This is a genomic window from Aliivibrio sp. A6 (genome assembly GCF_028765505.1).
In the GTDB taxonomy this organism is placed as follows: Bacteria; Pseudomonadota; Gammaproteobacteria; order Enterobacterales; family Vibrionaceae; genus Aliivibrio; species Aliivibrio finisterrensis_A.
In genome coordinates this window covers 43616-62386 of record NZ_JARACR010000016.1, presented here as the reverse complement: position 1 = coordinate 62386, position 18771 = coordinate 43616, and the positions used below count along the sequence as shown (strand labels likewise).

Here is an 18771-nt window from a genome sequence, read left to right as displayed (position 1 = left end):
AAAAAATCTTAAAAATAATTGATCTTTTTTGTTGAAATAAAACCACAGTTTGATAATGTGTTTACAAGGTTAAAAACAAAATCAATTTGTTACTAAAGGTTTATAATTATGCGTATTCAAGGTCTGAACATTCATCATCACCATCATCCTGAGTAGTCTTTCGGGAGGATATGCATATCCGGGAAGGCAATTAGAATTTCCTTCCGGTGAATACAATTTCAAACCCTCGGAAGGTAAAACTTCTGAGGGTTTTTTCGTTTTATGACCAAAATTAAGTAACAAATAACTACCACAAAATTAGAATTACATTTTTACAAGGAAGAAATTATGTCATCACAACGTTTACGTATTGCGATTCAAAAGAAAGGTCGTTTATCTAAAGAGTGCCAAGAGTTGTTTAAACGCTGTGGCATGAAATTTAACATCTCAGGTGAGCGCCTAGTAGTTCATTCTGAAAACATGCCAATTGATTTATTATTAGTTCGTGATGACGATATTCCAAGCTTAATCATGGATGGTGTGGTCGATTTAGGTGTGATTGGTGAAAATGAATTAGAAGAAGTGCGTTTAGAGCGTAAAGCATTAGGTGAGCCTTCAGCATTCACTACGCTACGTCGTTTAGATTTTGGTGGCTGTCGTCTATCTATCGCTATCGATAAAGATGAAACGTACAACGGCCCACAAGATCTTGCAGGTAAACGTATTGCAACGACTTCCCCTCGACTGCTTAAAAGCTTTATGGACGAGCAAGGTATTCCATTCTCTACTTGTATTCTAAACGGTTCTGTAGAAGTCGCTCCACGTGCAGGTCTTTCTGATGCGATTGCTGATTTAGTATCAACAGGCGCAACGCTTGAAGCAAATGGCTTAAAAGAAGCTGAAGTGATTTTCCGCTCTAAAGCAACGCTAATTCAACGTCAAGGTGAGTTCGATGCAGATAAAGCTGCGTTAATTGAAAAGCTACTGACACGCATGCAAGGCTGCATTCAGGCTAAAGAATCTAAATACATCATGCTACACGCACCAACAGATAAATTAGAAGCGATTAAATCACTACTTCCAGGAGCAGAAGATCCAACAGTACTTCCTCTATCAAGTGATGGTGCAAAAGTAGCGGTTCACCTAGTAAGTACTGAAAATCTATTCTGGGAAACAATGGAACAGCTAAAAGCACTGGGTGCGAGTTCTATTCTTGTATTGCCAATTGAGAAGATGATGGAGTAATCATTATGAAAACTCTAGTTTGGCAATCACTCAGCGACTCACAACAAAATACAGTACTACAACGCCCTGCGATTACTGAGGGGGCAAATATTACTGCTGCGGTAACCAGTGTCATTAATACGGTTAAACAAGAGGGTGATGCAGGCGTGTTGGCCTTAACCGAAAAGTTTGATGGTGTAAAACCTGATTCGATTCGAGTCTCTAAATCAGAGATTGATGCGGCAAGTGAACGTTTATCTGAAGAGATGAAAGCGGCGCTACAACAAGCGTATAGTAATATCTCTAAGTTTCACAAAGCACAAAAGCCACAACCAATAAAAGTAGAAACTCAACTGGGCGTGGTGTGTGAACAAATCACCATGCCGATCAATAAAGTGGGTCTTTATATCCCTGGCGGCAGTGCGCCATTACCATCAACGGTATTAATGTTAGGCATCCCTGCACAAATTGCCGGATGCCAAAAAGTGGTATTGTGTTCACCACCGCCAATCGCCGATGAAATTTTGTATGTCGCTAAACTGTGTAAGATTGATGAGGTGTATAACATTGGTGGTGCACAAGCGGTTGCGGCCATGGCGTATGGCACAAAATCGGTGTCTAAAGTGGATAAGATTTTTGGCCCAGGTAACGCATACGTGACGGAAGCTAAGCGTCAGGTATCCAATGATTTTCGTGGTGCTGCGATAGATATGCCAGCTGGCCCATCAGAAGTTTTGGTTATTGCCGATGAAACTGCTGATCCTGATTTCATTGCTGCTGATCTCTTAAGTCAAGCTGAGCACGGACCTGATTCACAAGTTGTATTAGTGACTCCATCTCCGATCATTGCAGATCAAGTTGCAGATGCAATAGAGCGACAATTGAAAGCGCTGACTCGTTCAGATATTGCTCGTCAAGCACTCGCTTCTAGTTTGTTAATTATTGCTGATTCACTAACTCAATGTGTTTCAATCTCAAACTTTTATGGTCCTGAGCACTTAATTGTTCAAACCAAAAATCCTCGTGAATTATTGCCATTGCTAGATAATGCAGGTTCTATTTTCTTAGGAGATTATTCTCCAGAATCAGCTGGGGATTACGCATCAGGGACCAACCATGTATTGCCTACTTACGGCTATACGAGAACCTATTCAAGCTTAGGTCTTGCGGATTTCTCTAAACGTATGACGGTACAAGAGTTGACTGCAGATGGTTTAAAAGGGTTAGCTTCAACGGTAGTCACAATGGCAGAAGCTGAAGGGCTTGATGCTCACAAACGAGCGGTTACAATCAGAATTGAAAAATTAGCTAAATTAGAAGCCAACCAGCAAGAAGCAAATTAATAGGAATTCATGATGGAAAAGTTAGCCAGAAAACAAGTGCAAGCATTAACGCCTTATCTTTCTGCCCGCCGTATTGGTGGTACAGGGGATGTGTGGTTAAACGCCAATGAATCTCCATTTGATAATGAATACAAATTCAATTTTGCACGCCTTAATCGTTACAGCGAATGTCAACCACCAGAGCTAATTAATGCTTATGCGGCTTACGCAAATGTAAGGTCAGAGCAAGTGCTAACGTCACGCGGTGCTGATGAAGGCATTGAGTTATTAGTTCGTGCATTCTGTGAGCCAAATGAAGATGCGATTTTATATTGTCCACCAACTTATGGAATGTACTCAATCAGTGCAGAAACGATTGGTGTAGAGACTAAAACGGTGCCACTTACTTCTGATTGGCAGCTAGATCTTCCTGCAATAGAAGCAAGCTTAGAAAATGTCAAAGTTGTATTTGTGTGTAGTCCAAATAACCCAACGGGCAACATCGTTAATCGTAAAGACATTCTTTCATTGCTTGAGATGACAAAAGATCGCGCCATTGTTGTTATGGATGAAGCTTACATCGATTTTTGTATGGAGAAATCTACGGTCGATTTACTGGCTGATTATCCACACCTTGCTATCTTACGTACGCTGTCTAAAGCCTTTGCATTAGCGGGGTTACGCTGTGGTTTTACATTAGCAAATGAAGAACTGATTAATGTATTACTTAAAGTGATTGCGCCATACCCAGTGCCAGTTCCTGTGGCTGAAATCGCGACTCAAGCCTTATCTGAAGCCGGTTTAGCTCGCATGAAATACCAAATGCTTGATTTAAGTGCAAATCGTGCTTATTTACAAGCAGGGCTAATGGTATTACCTGGAGTTACAGTGTTTGATGGTTGGGGCAATTACTTGTTAGTGAAGTTTACGGATGGTGATGCCATATTTAAAGCTGCATGGGATCACGGCATTATTTTACGTAATTCGCCAATTAAAGATTGTGTACGTATTAGTGTGGGTAATCGCGAAGAATGTGAAAAAACATTGGGCTTTATCCGTAATCAATTACTGTGATTGGTATCATTTATCCTTCAAGCTTAGGAATAAGGCGTTGGGGATAAAATTAAAAAAAGAAAAATTAAAAGGACGTTCCTGTGAGCAAACAACAAAAGATTTTATTTATCGATCGTGATGGCACCTTAATTGTTGAGCCGCCGGTGGATTTTCAAGTAGACCGTTTAGATAAGCTAAAGTTTGAACCTTTGGTTATTCCTTCTCTACTTTCTCTTCAAGATGCCGGTTACCGTTTAGTGATGGTAACCAACCAAGACGGTTTAGGTACAGATAGCTACCCACAAGATGAGTTTGATGCGCCACACAATATGATGATGGATTTTTTTGAATCTCAAGGCGTTAAGTTTGATGATGTTCTTATCTGTCCTCACTTTGAAGAAGACAACTGCTCATGCCGCAAACCTAAACTGGGCATGGTAAAAGAGTATCTTCAAGGTGGAAAAGTGGATTTTCAACACTCAGTCGTGATTGGTGATCGCCAAACGGATCTTCAACTAGCAGAGAACATGGCGATCCGTGGTATTCAATATAACCCTGAGACAATGAATTGGCCTGCGATCTTAAAAGATCTGACCGTAAATGCACGTACTGCAGAAGTAATACGTACAACCAAAGAAACGGACATTAAAGTGTTTGTTAATTTGGATGAGCAAGGTGGAAATGAGATCACTACAGGTCTTGGTTTCTTTGATCACATGCTTGATCAAATTGCTACGCACGGTGGCTTCCAAATGAAGATCAATGTTGAGGGTGACTTACACATTGATGATCACCACACTATTGAAGATACAGCTCTTGCATTGGGCGAAGCGTTAAAAGAAGCCTTGGGTGATAAGCGTGGTATTGGCCGCTTTGGTTTTAGCTTACCAATGGATGAGTGTTTAGCACAATGTGCGCTGGATTTATCAGGTCGTCCATATCTGAAATTTGATGCTGAATTTAGTCGTGATCAAGTGGGGGATTTATCAACAGAAATGGTGGTTCACTTCTTCCGCTCTCTAACTGATACTCTTGCTTGTACTCTACACCTTTCTTCTGCAGGCCATAATGATCACCACATTATTGAAAGCCTATTTAAAGCGTTTGGTCGTACCTTACGCCAAGCGATTAAAGTAGAAGGTAATGAACTGCCAAGCTCAAAAGGCGTATTGTAGGAGTGACTATGACAAAGCAAAACATCGTTATTATTGATACGGGCTGCTCTAACGTTTCATCAGTGAGATTTGCGATTGAGCGTTTAGGTTATGACGTTACGATAAGCCGTGATCCGCAAGTTGTTTTAGCGGCGGATAAGTTGTTTTTACCGGGTGTTGGCACAGCAAGTGAAGCGATGAAAAACTTGGCTGAACGAGATCTTATTGAGTTGGTTAAACAAGTTGAAAAGCCGCTATTGGGTATCTGTTTAGGTATGCAGCTGCTGGGTAAACTTTCTGAAGAGAAAGGCCAAAAAGCAGATCAAATTGTGGATTGCTTAGGCTTATGTGATGGCGAAGTTCGTAAGCTTCAAACCGGTGATTTACCACTGCCTCACATGGGTTGGAATACCATTAAACCAGTTGAAGGTAACCCGCTGTTTAAAGACATTCCAGAGAACAGTTACTTTTACTTTGTACACAGCTTTGGCATGCAAGTAGGTGATTATACGATTGCTTCTTGTGACTATGGACAACCGTTTACCGCCGCGCTACAAGCGGGTAATTATTACGGAGTTCAGTTTCACCCAGAGCGCTCAAGTAAAGTGGGTTCAAAGCTTATTCAGAACTTTTTGGAGTTGTAAAAGAGAGGGGCAGAATAGAAAGAGTTCAGATCGGTCGCAAGCTCCCTTGCAGAGTTCAGAAGAAGGTGAGGTGATAATCAATGTTATAGCGGCTTTTCTGAATTCTTCAAGCGAAGCGATCTGAACTCTATTACTCTGAAAGTACAGTATTTAATAGCGTAAATAAAAATTAGGAACTCACAGTAAAGTGAGGCGTAAAAGGATATTTATGATCATTCCAGCATTAGATTTAATTGAGGGCCAAGTAGTTCGTCTTTTCCAAGGCGATTACGGGCAAGTAACAGAATACAAAGTTGATCCAGCAGAGCAGTTTAATCTGTATCACCAAGCGGGTGCAAATTGGTTACACCTTGTGGATTTAACGGGCGCAAAAGACACGACAGCACGTCAGTTAGATTTAATTGCACGCTTGTTAGCAAGTACCCCTGCCAATATTCAAATTGGTGGAGGGGTACGTAATGAAGCGGACGTACAAGATTTATTAAACGCTGGTGCACAGCGTGTGGTGGTTGGTTCTACCGCGGTAAAACAACCAGAATTAGTTAAAGGTTGGATGGAAAAATACGGCGCAGAAAAAATCGTATTAGCGCTAGATATTAACATTGATGAAAACGGCACCCGTAATGTGGCTATTTCAGGCTGGCAAGAAGACTCAGGCGTGACTATTGAAGCACTACTTGAAGATTACCTAACCGTTGGTTTGAAGCATGTTTTGTGTACTGACATTTCACGCGATGGCACGTTGCAAGGCTCGAATGTAGAACTCTACGTAGACCTATGTAAACAGTACCCACAAGTGCAATTCCAATCTTCTGGTGGCATAGGGTCACTGGATGATATTGCCGCGCTGAAAGGCTCTGGTGTTGCAGGTGTCATTGTTGGTCGAGCACTGCTTGATGGCAAGTTTACCGCAGAGGAGGCATTCCAATGTTGGCAAAGCGAATAGCCGTTTACTATAGGCTCAGTTATTGACTTGTCCTTAACGCTGTCCTTTGCGTGTCCCTAGCTGTTGTTGGGTGTCCTTAGTTGGGCTATGATGAGGTATATAAGACAATGAGCCTTCGATTATGAAAAACAATTCAATCTCTATTGCACAAGAGTTAGAGCAAATTAAAAGTGTTATAGAACGGGTAAATAAACCGTTGTCAAAGAGTGAAATTCATCAACTGTTGTCTTTTGATATCAATGAAAAAACGCTTCAGAGACGACTTAAAAAACTCGCTGATGAGTCTCATATTGCGACATCGGGTCAACGAAGTGCTCTTAAATACTTGTCTTTAACCAAGAGTATGGTCAGTTCATCAGTACTTCAAGACAGAAAATCAGTTGATAGTCATAGTTTCTTGTTAACTCAAGAGTCCCTAGAGAAACTTAAGAGACTCGATACACCTTCTTATGCTCGCGTTAAAGTGTCCTATGATCAGTCTTTAGTCGAAAGTTATGTCCCTAATCAGACGAGATACGTATCTGAAGATATTGCTCTGAAACTCAGAACTCTAGGTAAACGTTTTAATAAAAAGCTTGCTGCAGGTACTTATGCTAAGGACATTGCACAGAGACTTCTCATCGATTTATCATTTAACTCAAGTCGATTAGAGGGAAATACATATTCAATTCTTGATACAGAAAGGCTACTTCAAGCTGGTGAAGCTGTTAATGGTAAGTTCGATGAAGAAACCATTATGATCTTAAACCACAAAGAGGCAATTCTGTTTTTGATTGAAAATGCTGAAGAGATTTCCGTAACTCCTTTTGTGATCAGAAATTTACATCAGTTATTGTCTCAAGATTTGTTATCTGATAGTTCTTCATGCGGTAAAATTAGGCAAATTGAAGTCAAAATTACTAAGACTTCCTACCTACCGTTAAATTCTCCGCAGCAATTAGAAGAATTATTTACACTGCTTTTGAGAAAGGCAGTAAAAATTAATGACCCGTTTGAGCAATCCTTCTTTCTATTTATGCATCTATCGTATATTCAAGCTTTTGAGGATGTTAACAAGCGTACGGCACGCTTAAGTTGTAATTTACCGTTTATCCAAGAAAACCTATGTCCATTAAGCTTTGTGGATGTCCCTAGAGATGACTATGTTAAAACGCTGATTTATTTTTATGAAACAGGGGACTACATTCCTGCACTAGAGGTATTTTTGTGGGCATATGAGCGTTCCTGCGAGCAGTATAAGGTTGTTGAACAGTCGATTGGTGTTATTGATTCGTACAGGATTAAATATCGCAGTGAACGTAAACAAGTGATCGGTGAAATTATCAGAGGAATGATTGTTGGTGTGGAGGTTCAGGCTCATTTGGAGCTATTCTGTACTGAGAATAAGATTCAAAATGCTGATAAGTTCATTTCTATCACTACGGTTGAACTTGATAAACTTCATAGTGGCGCGATTATTTCACTTGGTGTCACTGAGAATATCTTCCTTATTTGGAAAGAAAAGTTCGACACGAGCAAGGTAGCGTAAAAAATATAATTAAGACAGTGTGTAAACCGGAAAGTTTGCTATCAGAATTTTTACTTTTTGTCTTTTTATGTATAACAAAAATGTGTACATTGTCTTTATGAATTAACGATTTAGTCTTGAATAAAAATTCACGGATATTCAGTTTTAAATATGATAAAACAAACATACTGTTGTAATTCATATTTCTCAAGTTGATATTTGCTGATTTCTTACAGGCTTTGAACGTATTAAATGGAGTTAACGAGTGTTATTTCAAAAGCTTATTGGTGAGGTGCTAGATGCTAGCTAAAAGAATAGTTCCTTGTCTTGATGTTAAAGATGGGCAAGTCGTAAAAGGCGTTCAATTTCGTAATCATGAAATCATCGGTGATATCGTTCCTTTAGCGCAGCGTTATGCTGAAGAGGGTGCCGATGAGTTGGTATTTTATGATATTACCGCATCAAGTGATGGTCGCGTAGTAGATAAAAGTTGGGTTGCACGCGTCGCTGAAGTGATTGATATTCCATTCTGTGTGGCAGGTGGTATTAAAACGGCAGAAGATGCGGCGAAGATTTTAGAGTTTGGTGCTGATAAGGTATCAATTAACTCTCCTGCATTAGCGAACCCAGAACTTATCACAGAACTTGCCGATAAATTTGGTGTTCAGTGCATCGTCGTGGGTATTGACTCTTACTTTGATAAAGATACGGGTAAATACCAAGTTTATCAATTTACTGGTGATGAAGAGCGTACCAAAGCAACCAAATGGGAAACCAAAGATTGGGTGCAAGAAGTTCAAAAGCGTGGAGCAGGCGAAATCGTATTAAACATGATGAACCAAGATGGTGTTCGTAATGGTTACGATTTAGAACAATTGAAAATGGTACGAGAAGTGTGCCATGTTCCATTAATTGCGTCAGGTGGTGCTGGTGAAATGGTTCACTTTGCGGATGCTTATAAAACAACCAATGTTGATGGTGCGTTAGCAGCGTCAGTATTTCACAAACAAATCATCAATATTGGTGAATTGAAAGAATATTTAGCCGAACAGGATGTAGAGGTACGCCGATGAGCCAACAAGAATTAGCAACACGAATTGATTGGGAAAAAGTGGATGGTTTAGTACCTGCTATTATTCAAGATTTTGGTTCAAGCCAAGTATTGATGATGGGTTACATGAACCAAGAAGCCTTGGCGAAAACGCTAGAGACAGAAAAAGTCACATTTTTCTCTCGCACTAAAAACCGTTTATGGACCAAAGGTGAAGAGTCGGGGAACAGTTTAAATCTGGTGAATATCTCTCTAGATTGCGATAACGATACTCTGCTTATTAAAGTAAACCCAGTTGGTCCAACGTGCCATACAGGAACCACTACGTGTTGGGATGGTGATAAAGCCGAAGAAACACAATTGGTGTGGCTTCATCAGTTGGAACAGCTACTTGCCGAGCGTAAGAATGCTGATCCTGACTCATCTTACACAGCAAGTCTCTATGCCCGTGGCACCAAACGTATTTCGCAGAAAGTTGGTGAAGAAGGCGTTGAAGTCGCGCTTGCAGCGACGTCGGGTGACAAGGCGGAGTTAGTGTGTGAATCAGCCGATTTAATGTATCACTTATTTGTTCTGCTTCAAGATCAAGGTCTATCGTTCGATGATGTGATCAATAAACTGAAAGAACGCCATAAGTAAGCCTCTTTAATTACAAATAATAACTCAACGCCGGTCATCTGATCGGCGTTTTTATTGGAATTGAGATACCATCCTCGCTATACTCTGCGCTCAATTTTAGGAGCGCCAATGTTCGATATCCTTTATCAAAATTCAGATTTTCTTGTTATAAATAAGCACCCAAACATCAGTGTTCATAAAGATGATGGTGAAACCTCATTATTGATTGAGTTGGCTAAAGTTACTGGTGATAAGCAGCTTTATTTAATTCATCGTTTAGACAAGATGACGTCAGGGCTATTGCTGATTGGTCGTAATCAGTCTGCTGCAAGTGAATTATCACAATTGTTCGCAAAGCGTTTGGTTGAAAAATATTACCTCGCTATTGGTGATAAAAAGCCTAAGAAAAAACAAGGTCTGGTTATTGGCGATATGGAACGTTCACGTAGAGCATCATGGAAGCTGATCAACAGTAAAGAAAACCCTGCAATTACTCAGTTTTTCTCAACGGCTGCACATAGTGGCAATCGCCTGTTTTTATGTAAGCCTCATACTGGTAAAACTCATCAAATTCGAGTCGCATTAAAGAGTGTCGGTTCGGGTATTTTGGGTGATTCAATTTATAGCTCATCTAAAGCAGATCGTGGTTATCTTCATGCGTATGCTTTACGCTTTACTTATCAAGAGCAAGCGTTTGAATTTGTAGAAGTCCCAAAACAAGGCGATGAATGGCAAGATAACATCATTCAAGCAGGATTAGCGCAGTGGCAAACACCGTGGACATTAACTTGGCCAGAGATTAAGAAGAAATCATGAAGATAGAAGCATTAGATACGTTATTTACTCACTTAGAAGCACAGCTAGCAACACCACAGAATGAGCTTCGTCGTTTATTTCATGGCCGTGGTCAGTGCTTTGAAGGCTTAGAACAGCTTACCGTTGATTGGCTTCAAGGTCAGGGTTCTCAAAGTCAGAGCTCTCAAGGTCAACTAGTGGTGGCGTTATTTAAAGAGCAAGAGCCTACTTTTGTTGAAGCTCTAGAATCAAAGCTACACGTGTTTGCCGGATCTGATACATGGAAAAATGCCAAAGGCCAAGCCATTTTATTGCAACATCGTTATCAAGAGTTAGCACCAACTCAAGTCGTATGGGGCAGTGAAGAGACTTTCCCTGTTGCTGTAGAAAATGGTTTGAAATATCAGCTAGAGCTTAAAAAGAACCAGAACATGGGGCTATTTTTAGATATGCGTTATGGTCGTAAATGGGTTCAAGCGCACAGTGAAGGTAAATCGGTATTAAACTTGTTTGCGTATACGTGTGGCTTTTCTGTTGCTGCAATTGCGGGTGGCGCGACTCAAGTGGTTAATTTAGATATGGCGAAAGGACCGCTGAGCCGTGGTCGTGATAACCATCGTTTAAATGATCATGATCTGTCTAAAGTTAAATTCTTGGGTCATGATATTTTTAAATCGTGGGGTAAGATTAAGAAATTAGGCTTGTATGATTTGATCATTATTGATCCGCCAAGTTTCCAAAAAGGCAGCTTTGCATTAACCAAAGATTATCAGAAGATCTTACGCCGTTTACCAAGCTTATTGAGTGAAACGGGTGAAGTATTAGCTTGTGTGAATTCACCAGCGGTTTCTACTGATTTCTTAATTGATGGTATGGCTGAAGAAGCGCCAGAGCTGAAGTTTGTAGAGCGTTTAGATAACCCGCCAGAGTTTGCAGATATTAATCCTGAAAGCGGCTTAAAAGTGATGCGTTTTACGCGTTAGGTTGTAAGGTCGAAGTATAGATTTAGAAAAGCCCTCTCATTATGTTATGACTAGTGAGAGGGCTTTTTATTACCTGTCGGTATGAATTTTATTTTCCTTCGTTCATCTGTTCGCGATCTAAACACGACTGTTCATTAACAAAAATATCGTTTTGTTTTTGACCACGAGAATTACGAATTAGGTAACGATAAGAAACGCCTTTTTCTAGTACAGGGCGAATTTCTTTATCATTACAATAAGTGGTGATACTGTTTTCAATGATTTGATTAGTACTCATTTCACCAGCGCCACTGTCTAAAAAGATCATTTCAACGACACCTTGCTTCTCTTTTACTTGAATTAAGGTGAGTTGTCCCATCTCTAGTGGAAGGGTACTGGCAAGAATACTGGCACGATAGTCTGCCAACATTTCTATTTTTTGTTGCTGTTCGTTAGAAGCACAACCTGAAAGCAGAATAGCGCTTAACGCAGTAAGAATAAGTTTTTTCATTGTGATTCTTTTTAGTTAAATACAAGTGAGTTATAAACATGAATAGAGTAATGGATCATGTTTAAACAGGAAATTAAGCGGGCAGTACTTTTTTAAATGGTTTTACGATAACATTTGCATAAACCCCAGCATCAATATATGGGTCATTGTTAGCCCACTCTTGAGCGGCTTCTAATGAATTAAAGTCAGCAATTACGGTTGAACCAGTAAAGCCTGCTTCTCCTGGGTTTTCTGAGTCGATTGCAGGCATTGGCCCTGCCACTAATAAACGACCTTCATTTTGCAGCAGGGTAAGACGTTCTAGATGTTTTTCACGAACACTTAAACGACGCTCTAGGCTGTTTTCAACATCTTGAGAAAAAATTACATACCACATGATTGAGTCCTTTTATTTTGTATCATCATTGATATAGCCATCATAAAAAAAGCTCTAGCCATAAACCAGAGCTTTTTATGAATTAATCAGAAAAATTCTAATAACTACGCAGTTTTAGGGATTGGACGCGGTTTTCCACTCGAATCAATCGCAACATAATTAAAAGTGGCGTCACAAACCATAAAGCGATCGCCAACACCGTGTTCTTTAATTGGCTTAACCCATACCTCAAGATTAATTGACATTGAAGTATTGCCAATTTTTACACATTCGCCGTAGCAGCAAACAACATCACCTACTTTTACGGGTTTTTTAAAGGTAATACTTGATACTGAAACAGTGACAATACGACCACCAGAAATCTCTTTCGCTAAAATACCGCCAGCTAAATCAAGCTGTGACATAATCCAACCACCGAAAATATCACCATTCGCGTTGGTGTCAGCGGGCATAGAGAGAGTACGAAGAAGCAGTTGGCCTTTAGGGGCTTGTCCAAAGTGAGCTGGGGTTGTCAAAGTGGTTTCCAATACAACTAAAATGAAGTTAAGCCGATTTTAGCACATAAAAAAGCCGTGTTGTATACACGGCTTAATCATTATCGTTTTAGCTATTCTTGTTCTTCTTTTTTCTCTTTTGGCATGTGTTTATAGACGTACATACCTGTAAATAGAGTATATAAGAAAGTTAAGCCTAATAAGCCAAAGACTTTAAAGTTAACCCATACATCAAGTGGCATTTCAAATGCAACGTACAAGTTAGCAATCGCACAAACCGTAAAGAACAGTACCCATGCGTGATTTATCTTTGCCCATTTATCATCAGGTAATGTCACCTCTTTGCCTAACATACCTTTAATTACTGGTTTACCAAGAATATGGGTAACGATTAAACCTGCTGCAAATACACAATAAACAATGGTAACTTTCCATTTTATAAAGTTGTCATCATGTAAGAATATCGTCATCCCACCAAATACAGTCACCATAAGGAAAGTGATAAGCTGCATTTTTTCAACTTTTTTGTATAGGGCGTAAGTTACGACTAGCTGCACTGCAGTCGCAATGATTAGTGCACCTGTTGCTGTGTAGATATCGTACATCTTGTATAGCGTGAAGAAGATGATCAGTGGAATAAAATCTAAAATCTGTTTCATATATAGGTTGAGCCAATAATTAATTATGTAGCGAGTGTATCGAAAATTTAGAAGGGAGGGAATCGCTAAAAATTGCTTGTTACATTTTTGCGGAATAGATAGAAAAAGAAAAGGCCAACTCATATGATTTGGCCTTTTCTTTTAAAGAGAACGAATGTTACGCTTCTTTATTTTCAATAGGTGTGTCTATTATTTCTGTCGTTTCAACCATAGCATCAACAATTACCGCACAGGCGGCATCGCCAGTGATGTTAAGCGCGGTACGGATCATGTCAAAGATACGGTCTAGAGCGAATAGAAGTGGTAGACCTTCGATTGGAATACCTGCAGCAAGCAGAACCGCAACAACAAGGAAAGAAGGGCCTGGTACGCCAGCTTGACCTACAGCGCCTAGCGTTGAGGTAACAATAATCGCAACATAAGCGCCAATTGATAAATCAATGTTGAATAGTTGAGCAAAGAAGATAGCCACTAAGCCGTAGTAAATAGCGTTACCAGACATGTTGATTGTTGCACCTAATGGCAGAACAAACGAAGCTGTAGAGTTACGAACACCTAGGTCTTTTTCAACGGTTTCCATTGTTACTGGCAGTGTAGCCATTGAAGAGGCTGTAGATAGTGCAACGGCTTGTGGCTTTTTCATTGCAAGAAGGAATTTCTTGGCTGAGGTTTTAGTTAATAGGCCTACCATTAACGGGTAAACGATAAAACCAAACACAAAAATAGCGGCAACATAAACCATAAAGAGTTTAAATACGACCATTAGCGCGCCGAAACCAAAAGTACCAACTGCTTCCGCCATTAAGCCAAATACACCAATAGGGGCGATGATCATCACTTTGTTAATAGTAAAAAGAAGATTATAGCGGTATTATGTTCGAAACAATGAAACATTTAGGTCAGTTTAAATATGAGACTCAATGATTTAGCAGTAGTGGTATCGAACGTTAAACCCGTAGTGATCACTTACACACGATTTTCTACAAGCATACAAAAAGAAGGTTTATCAGAGTATCGACAAGATGAATTGACCCAAAGGTATGTAATTGATTTTTGTGAAACACATGGTGTTCCACTCAACGATATAATATCTCTGAAAGATCGTGGTGTGTCAGCATACCGTGGCAAAAACATGACGCAAGGTTCGTTATCAGAACTGATAAACCTGTTTAAAGGTGGTGAACTTCCAAAAGTGTATAACGAGAAGGGCGAGATAAACACATTCTTTTTCATAGAATCCCTTGACCGATTAACACGTTCAGATCTGCATACTGCAAACAAGCTTTTCTTAGATTTGGTTGAATACTGCAACATCGTAGTTGTGGCTGAAAATGAACAAAAAATCTATTCCTTGAACTCACTCAAATCAGATATGGGAATGTTGGACTTGTTTTCTGCGCTTCTCACGCTTTCTCGATCACATAATGAGAGCCGAATGAAAGAAATGCGACATCGTGAAAACTGGTCGAAAAAACGCCAAGAAGTCATTGATTATTTCGATTTGACTGAGGATCAAAGAGGTGGTCTGAATTATCCTTTAAACCCGACAAAAACTTGTCCTTGGTGGCTTAAACCGAAGCCAGATAATCGAGGTTTTGAATTTATAGAAGAAAATAGAAAAGCAATGAAGTTTTTCTTAGAAAGAATGCTTGATGGATACGGTCTAACTTCGTCAATCAGACGTTTAAATGATGCTATAACTAAGGGCGAATTCAAAGTCGAGTTTTCAAAGAAACAAGATACAAAAAAAGGTTTTCAAACACACACTTTTTATCAGGTTCTTACAGATGATAGTAATGAATCATTGATTGGAAATCTGATCTTTCATAAAGACTATTACCCAACAGAAAAGGATGTTCAGCAAGGGCTGTATGATAGAAAAAAATTAGGGAAAAAGGTGCGTATCCCTGTTTATACGGCAAAAGGATTTTACCCTGCATTGTTGACAGAGATTGAGTTTCTTATGTTAAGAAAGATGATGGGTGAAAGAAAGCAATCAAATACAAAACCAAATAAGCGAGTAGCAAACATTGCGCAAGGGATTTTAAAGTGTCCTAAATGTGGATATAGCTATGTAGTAAATGATGATAAACGTTCAGGCAGACACGCAAACTTAGTTTGTAGTTATTCTCGATCAGGTAAATGTGATGCGTATACGTACCGTGTTGAGTTTTTTGAACATAATCTATTGAGTTATTGCAGAAACATTAACATTGGACGAGTGCTTGGGTATCAAGTTGACGATAGTGCTGTCATGGAAGAACTGACAAGACTACGGCACGATCAATATCAAATAAATCTACTAAAATCACAAGTACAAGTCGAAATTGAACAGTTGGTTAACAATATATCTAATATTACGATTCCATCATTGCTTGAAAAAGTTCAACACGATTACTCCAAAAAAGAACTACGAATTCAAATGTATGAAGATCAGATGAAAGCTATTGAAAGCGATATATTAGCTATCAATATGCGACACAAGAATAGCATAGATACCAATGATTCGATTTACGAACTGATAGATGTTGTGTCTGAAAAAAGAGATGTTGAAAAAAGGGAAAAACTAAATATAGAATTGAAAAAGATAATCAAATCTATGAACTTGATCAATAAAAAAGACGCAGACAATCCATTTGGAAGAAATCTTTTGAAAGTTGACTTTTTTGATGGTTATTCAAGATTTATTCCTGTTGATCGCAAGCTTGAAAACGAAGAATTGTTTGATATTTTACCTGTGATAGAAACAGAGACAGTTAAAGATTCGATTGATTATACAACTACAATAATTTTACCAATAGACTATCTGGAAGGATTAGAGAGCAAAAAATACCCGCCAGTTGAAAAAATGGCACAATTCTATCAAGAAAATCCAGCGAAATACCTAAAAATAAAAAGGCAAATCGAACAGTCAGATCAAATCTTTGTTTGATAATTTAAAGGCACTTTCATAAGTGCCTTTTTTATACCTGTTATTTTTTTTAGAATTTTGCCACTCTATAAAAAATCTCATTCATCAAAACCACGCAACAAAAGCATTCTTGCTGTCCCTCTGTGATATCTCATTCAATGTATATTGAAAAAAGCATAAAAAATGATACATAAATCATATATGCAGAAGGAAATTTAGAATGAAAAAACAAAGAAAAGAGTTGCTTTCTAAAATCGAAAGTGAACAAAAAATCATAAATGATTACATTCTTCAAAATCAAAAACTGAAAGACAAAGTTGATCTGTTTGAAGAGCAAGAGAGTGTTTCAAGCTTTGAAGCTGACAAGATTCATAACTACTATCAACACTATTACTTAATCAAATCAAAAATCAACGAAGTGAATGATTTAGAAAGATTAGTTAAAGATTTGGGTATAAGAAACATAGTGTCTAAAACAAAATCGTTGATAGATGATAAAGAAGCTGAACTTGATATTTTAATGAATAGAAGAGTTGAAGTTGAACAGTTGTTAGAGTCTTTAAGCAAAGAGTTATCTAATGAGATTGAAGCTGAAAGTTATGATTGTGATACTGCCTTTTCTTATGCAAATTTCGATAATGAACAAGAGTATTTGAAAAGAGAAATTGAACGTGTTGAAAAGCAAATTGAAACATTGAAAATCAACAAACTAAGTAAGTTAAAAAAAGCATTAGTGATGCTGTGTGTAGTTGTCGTTATTGCAGAGTTATTTTTATAAAACAATAAATTAAAAGAGAGGAATAGAAAAATGAGTATAAAAAGTATTTTATTAAACCTAATGGCAGTATCAATATCTATCTACACAGTAGCAAGTAAAAGTTCAATTGAATGGCTTGCTGTGCAAGAACCAATCTTAGCCATAGCTTTGATGATTCTTATGTTTATGTATATCTTAACCAGTGTCTTTATGACGCTTCAAGCTATGGAGTATAAGCAAAAAGGTAAGGAGTTTTATCAAGCTGTATGCGCTAACGCTTTGATGCTGATAACGGGGATTATAACGATGTTTAGTGCTGAACTTATCACGACAGCTATATATAAGCCATTTATCTTAGTTTACTGCTACTTCGGTCTTTGTTTAGTAGTGTTATTGTTAAAACAAAATTCAGTGAAAAGTGAGTAATTCTATGAGCGAAAGTATGAAAATATTTTTTAATTCTGATTTATCGAAAGATTGTTTAACTTCTCTGCTGCCAGTTTTTTTGATGTTAGTTTGTATATATATTACACAAAATATGTTTTTCAATATTTCAGTTAGTAGCTCTTACGTAGAATCAAAGCACAATGTCTTTGAAGTAAGTCATAACTTACCAAACGCAAAAAAGTTGAGCGATGAAGAAAAGAAAATGATTTATGAAAATGCTGATTTGGCACTCAATGCTTTTATGAATGTATCTGCAAATCAAAGTTCAAACAATGACAATGAATAAAACAAAGTGATAAGCAAAAGCTTATCATTTTTTATGAATAACCCACATCAAACCCACAACAACAACCCTCGCAATCTTAAATAATCCAGAAGACACGCTCATAAGAGCGTGAAGAATCACAATAATATAATTATTATTGTTCTATGTTTGATTTTTCCCTTCATTCCGTTGTTTCTAATGTTTGTTGTAAAGTTATGCGTATCTTTCTGCGTAGGACAAACGCCAGCTTGAATATTGTTGAGTAAAGACAAGGTTCAAAAAATTAGATTTAATCTCACGTTTATAGAAAATAGCATTAAAATATTTTTTCGTTTTACTCTTGCATTTTTCTTTTAATATGTTTTATTGAATACATGACAAGGAAGTTATTACTATGAAAGACATAAATAATAAAGAGATAAAATTTAATCACGAAGATTTAAAATTTATCAATGAAAAGAAAGAAATGACACTTGATGATCTTGCCGATGGGGTTAAGTTTGAGAATCAAGAAATGAAGTTTAAGTCAAAGTTGCCAAAAGCAAGGAATAGCTTTAAACCAAGACGATAACTTTTAAACAAGAAATATTGAAAAAACTCCTTTTTGATATTTCCAAAGAAAGAAGCTTAATTGCTTCTTTTTTTGTATCTGGATTTGCAAAATCTTATTTTTTTGATATCACATATAGTATAACTAAGGAGAAATATTTATATGATTAACAGTAAGGTTTTTAACAAAGATTACGACATTTTTATTGACGTTATTGACTACGATTTAGACTATGAAGAGTTTCATTTTATAGTTGATGAAGAGACTTTTGTATTGAGTCTAACAATGCTTAACGGCTATGAGTTAATGACGAAAGATAATTCAATGATTGAACACGATTCAGATTATGAATTGATTGATCAAGAAGAGTTGCACCAACTTCACCAGAACTTAAAAGCAACAAGCTTTTACAGGAAGGTGAAACAAAGAGCTATCGAACAGGTGATTAAAGCTGATTCTGAAATGGCTTCAATCGACTGGAATGAGCAAGAGCTTTATGAGACTGAACTAATATTGGACGATTTACAATAGCACTTTTGCAAAAAT

Annotated in this window: 21 protein-coding genes, 1 pseudogene and 1 other annotated feature; of the genes and pseudogenes, 17 read left to right on the top strand and 5 right to left on the bottom strand. The window is 38.0% G+C overall.

The window, feature by feature from the left end; translation table 11 throughout:
- Positions 1-131: 131 nt before the first annotated feature.
- Positions 132-258 (top strand) — a sequence feature (His leader region).
- Between the two features lie 69 nt (positions 259-327).
- The 11 genes from hisG (at position 328) to PVK70_RS11000 (ending at position 11276) form a co-directional block, all read left to right on the top strand.
- Entirely contained in the window at positions 328-1224 is an 897-nt protein-coding gene (gene hisG, locus PVK70_RS11050; protein ID WP_130048261.1) for an ATP phosphoribosyltransferase, read from the top strand.
- 5 nt (positions 1225-1229) lie between these two features.
- Positions 1230-2546: a histidinol dehydrogenase gene (hisD, locus tag PVK70_RS11045; RefSeq protein ID WP_130048260.1), complete on the top strand. Its 1317-nt coding sequence runs from the start codon at positions 1230-1232 to the stop codon at positions 2544-2546.
- A gap of 12 nt (positions 2547-2558) precedes the next feature.
- Complete coding sequence (gene hisC / locus PVK70_RS11040) at positions 2559-3599, top strand: histidinol-phosphate transaminase (RefSeq protein WP_130048284.1); 1041 nt, start codon at positions 2559-2561, stop codon at positions 3597-3599.
- A gap of 80 nt (positions 3600-3679) precedes the next feature.
- Entirely contained in the window at positions 3680-4753 is a 1074-nt protein-coding gene (hisB, locus tag PVK70_RS11035; protein WP_130048259.1) for a bifunctional histidinol-phosphatase/imidazoleglycerol-phosphate dehydratase HisB, read from the top strand.
- Positions 4754-4761: 8 nt separating this feature from the next.
- Positions 4762-5376 carry an imidazole glycerol phosphate synthase subunit HisH gene (gene hisH, locus PVK70_RS11030; RefSeq protein ID WP_130048258.1) on the top strand — a complete coding sequence of 205 codons (615 nt, stop codon included), beginning with the start codon at positions 4762-4764 and terminating at the stop codon, positions 5374-5376.
- A 208-nt stretch (positions 5377-5584) separates the two neighbouring features.
- Positions 5585-6322: a 1-(5-phosphoribosyl)-5-[(5-phosphoribosylamino)methylideneamino]imidazole-4-carboxamide isomerase gene (gene hisA, locus PVK70_RS11025; protein ID WP_005418747.1), complete on the top strand. Its 738-nt coding sequence runs from the start codon at positions 5585-5587 to the stop codon at positions 6320-6322.
- 121 nt (positions 6323-6443) lie between these two features.
- Entirely contained in the window at positions 6444-7850 is a 1407-nt protein-coding gene (locus tag PVK70_RS11020; RefSeq protein WP_207216391.1) for a Fic family protein, read from the top strand.
- Positions 7851-8128: 278 nt separating this feature from the next.
- Complete coding sequence (gene hisF / locus PVK70_RS11015; protein ID WP_130048257.1) at positions 8129-8902, top strand: imidazole glycerol phosphate synthase subunit HisF; 774 nt, start codon at positions 8129-8131, stop codon at positions 8900-8902.
- On the top strand, positions 8899-9519 hold the full coding sequence (gene hisIE, locus PVK70_RS11010; RefSeq protein ID WP_130048256.1) for a bifunctional phosphoribosyl-AMP cyclohydrolase/phosphoribosyl-ATP diphosphatase HisIE: 621 nt from the start codon (positions 8899-8901) through the stop codon (positions 9517-9519). Before hisF ends, hisIE begins: the two co-directional genes overlap by 4 nt.
- A 108-nt stretch (positions 9520-9627) precedes the next feature.
- Positions 9628-10314, top strand: a complete 687-nt coding sequence (locus PVK70_RS11005) for a TIGR01621 family pseudouridine synthase (RefSeq protein WP_130048255.1) — start codon at positions 9628-9630, stop codon at positions 10312-10314.
- Positions 10311-11276 (top strand): class I SAM-dependent methyltransferase, encoded by a 966-nt coding sequence (locus PVK70_RS11000; RefSeq protein WP_130048254.1) that lies wholly within the window; start codon positions 10311-10313, stop codon positions 11274-11276. Before PVK70_RS11005 ends, PVK70_RS11000 begins: the two co-directional genes overlap by 4 nt.
- An 88-nt stretch (positions 11277-11364) precedes the next feature.
- Here PVK70_RS11000 and PVK70_RS10995 read toward each other — a convergent pair whose 3' ends face one another.
- The 5 genes and pseudogenes from PVK70_RS10995 to PVK70_RS10975 form a co-directional block, all read right to left on the bottom strand.
- Entirely contained in the window at positions 11365-11766 is a 402-nt protein-coding gene (locus PVK70_RS10995) for a GspS/AspS pilotin family protein (protein WP_130048253.1), read from the bottom strand.
- Between the two features lie 73 nt (positions 11767-11839).
- A complete protein-coding gene (locus PVK70_RS10990) occupies positions 11840-12142 on the bottom strand; it encodes a YciI family protein (protein WP_130048252.1) in 303 nt (100 codons plus the stop codon).
- 104 nt (positions 12143-12246) lie between these two features.
- Positions 12247-12594: an acyl-CoA thioester hydrolase YciA gene (gene yciA / locus PVK70_RS10985; RefSeq protein WP_242504788.1), complete on the bottom strand. Its 348-nt coding sequence runs from the start codon at positions 12592-12594 to the stop codon at positions 12247-12249.
- 155 nt (positions 12595-12749) lie between these two features.
- Positions 12750-13295: a septation protein A gene (locus tag PVK70_RS10980; protein ID WP_130048250.1), complete on the bottom strand. Its 546-nt coding sequence runs from the start codon at positions 13293-13295 to the stop codon at positions 12750-12752.
- A gap of 157 nt (positions 13296-13452) precedes the next feature.
- Positions 13453-14154 (bottom strand): annotated as a pseudogene (locus PVK70_RS10975) (dicarboxylate/amino acid:cation symporter); the annotation flags it as partial.
- Between the two features lie 51 nt (positions 14155-14205).
- Here PVK70_RS10975 and PVK70_RS10970 point away from each other — a divergent pair.
- The 6 genes from PVK70_RS10970 to PVK70_RS10945 all read left to right on the top strand — a co-directional run bounded on the left by PVK70_RS10970 (position 14206) and on the right by PVK70_RS10945 (position 18756).
- Positions 14206-16227 carry a recombinase family protein gene (locus PVK70_RS10970; protein WP_130043325.1) on the top strand — a complete coding sequence of 674 codons (2022 nt, stop codon included), beginning with the start codon at positions 14206-14208 and terminating at the stop codon, positions 16225-16227.
- Between the two features lie 199 nt (positions 16228-16426).
- Positions 16427-16984 (top strand): hypothetical protein, encoded by a 558-nt coding sequence (locus tag PVK70_RS10965; RefSeq protein ID WP_130043326.1) that lies wholly within the window; start codon positions 16427-16429, stop codon positions 16982-16984.
- Positions 16985-17014: 30 nt separating this feature from the next.
- On the top strand, positions 17015-17389 hold the full coding sequence (locus tag PVK70_RS10960; RefSeq protein ID WP_130043327.1) for a hypothetical protein: 375 nt from the start codon (positions 17015-17017) through the stop codon (positions 17387-17389).
- 4 nt (positions 17390-17393) lie between these two features.
- Entirely contained in the window at positions 17394-17696 is a 303-nt protein-coding gene (locus PVK70_RS10955) for a hypothetical protein (RefSeq protein ID WP_130043328.1), read from the top strand.
- Between the two features lie 373 nt (positions 17697-18069).
- On the top strand, positions 18070-18246 hold the full coding sequence (locus tag PVK70_RS10950; protein ID WP_165366795.1) for a hypothetical protein: 177 nt from the start codon (positions 18070-18072) through the stop codon (positions 18244-18246).
- Positions 18247-18387: 141 nt separating this feature from the next.
- The gene (locus PVK70_RS10945) at positions 18388-18756 is read left to right on the top strand and encodes a hypothetical protein (RefSeq protein ID WP_130043329.1); all 369 of its coding nucleotides are present in this window, start codon (positions 18388-18390) and stop codon (positions 18754-18756) included.
- Positions 18757-18771 lie beyond the last annotated feature (15 nt).

Coding starts and splice junctions, on each gene's coding strand:
- PVK70_RS10980 (WP_130048250.1), bottom strand. CDS start 13,295: ATGAAACAGATTTTAGATTTTATTCCACTGATCATCTTCTTCACGCTA.
- hisD (WP_130048260.1), top strand. CDS start 1,230: ATGAAAACTCTAGTTTGGCAATCACTCAGCGACTCACAACAAAATACA.
- hisH (WP_130048258.1), top strand. CDS start 4,762: ATGACAAAGCAAAACATCGTTATTATTGATACGGGCTGCTCTAACGTT.
- PVK70_RS10960 (WP_130043327.1), top strand. CDS start 17,015: ATGAGTATAAAAAGTATTTTATTAAACCTAATGGCAGTATCAATATCT.
- PVK70_RS10965 (WP_130043326.1), top strand. CDS start 16,427: ATGAAAAAACAAAGAAAAGAGTTGCTTTCTAAAATCGAAAGTGAACAA.
- hisA (WP_005418747.1), top strand. CDS start 5,585: ATGATCATTCCAGCATTAGATTTAATTGAGGGCCAAGTAGTTCGTCTT.
- yciA (WP_242504788.1), bottom strand. CDS start 12,594: ATGCCCGCTGACACCAACGCGAATGGTGATATTTTCGGTGGTTGGATT.
- PVK70_RS10990 (WP_130048252.1), bottom strand. CDS start 12,142: ATGTGGTATGTAATTTTTTCTCAAGATGTTGAAAACAGCCTAGAGCGT.
- PVK70_RS11020 (WP_207216391.1), top strand. CDS start 6,444: ATGAAAAACAATTCAATCTCTATTGCACAAGAGTTAGAGCAAATTAAA.
- PVK70_RS10950 (WP_165366795.1), top strand. CDS start 18,070: ATGAAAGACATAAATAATAAAGAGATAAAATTTAATCACGAAGATTTA.
- PVK70_RS11000 (WP_130048254.1), top strand. CDS start 10,311: ATGAAGATAGAAGCATTAGATACGTTATTTACTCACTTAGAAGCACAG.
- PVK70_RS10945 (WP_130043329.1), top strand. CDS start 18,388: ATGATTAACAGTAAGGTTTTTAACAAAGATTACGACATTTTTATTGAC.
- PVK70_RS10995 (WP_130048253.1), bottom strand. CDS start 11,766: ATGAAAAAACTTATTCTTACTGCGTTAAGCGCTATTCTGCTTTCAGGT.
- PVK70_RS11005 (WP_130048255.1), top strand. CDS start 9,628: ATGTTCGATATCCTTTATCAAAATTCAGATTTTCTTGTTATAAATAAG.
- PVK70_RS10955 (WP_130043328.1), top strand. CDS start 17,394: ATGAGCGAAAGTATGAAAATATTTTTTAATTCTGATTTATCGAAAGAT.
- hisIE (WP_130048256.1), top strand. CDS start 8,899: ATGAGCCAACAAGAATTAGCAACACGAATTGATTGGGAAAAAGTGGAT.
- hisF (WP_130048257.1), top strand. CDS start 8,129: ATGCTAGCTAAAAGAATAGTTCCTTGTCTTGATGTTAAAGATGGGCAA.
- PVK70_RS10970 (WP_130043325.1), top strand. CDS start 14,206: ATGAGACTCAATGATTTAGCAGTAGTGGTATCGAACGTTAAACCCGTA.
- hisC (WP_130048284.1), top strand. CDS start 2,559: ATGGAAAAGTTAGCCAGAAAACAAGTGCAAGCATTAACGCCTTATCTT.
- hisG (WP_130048261.1), top strand. CDS start 328: ATGTCATCACAACGTTTACGTATTGCGATTCAAAAGAAAGGTCGTTTA.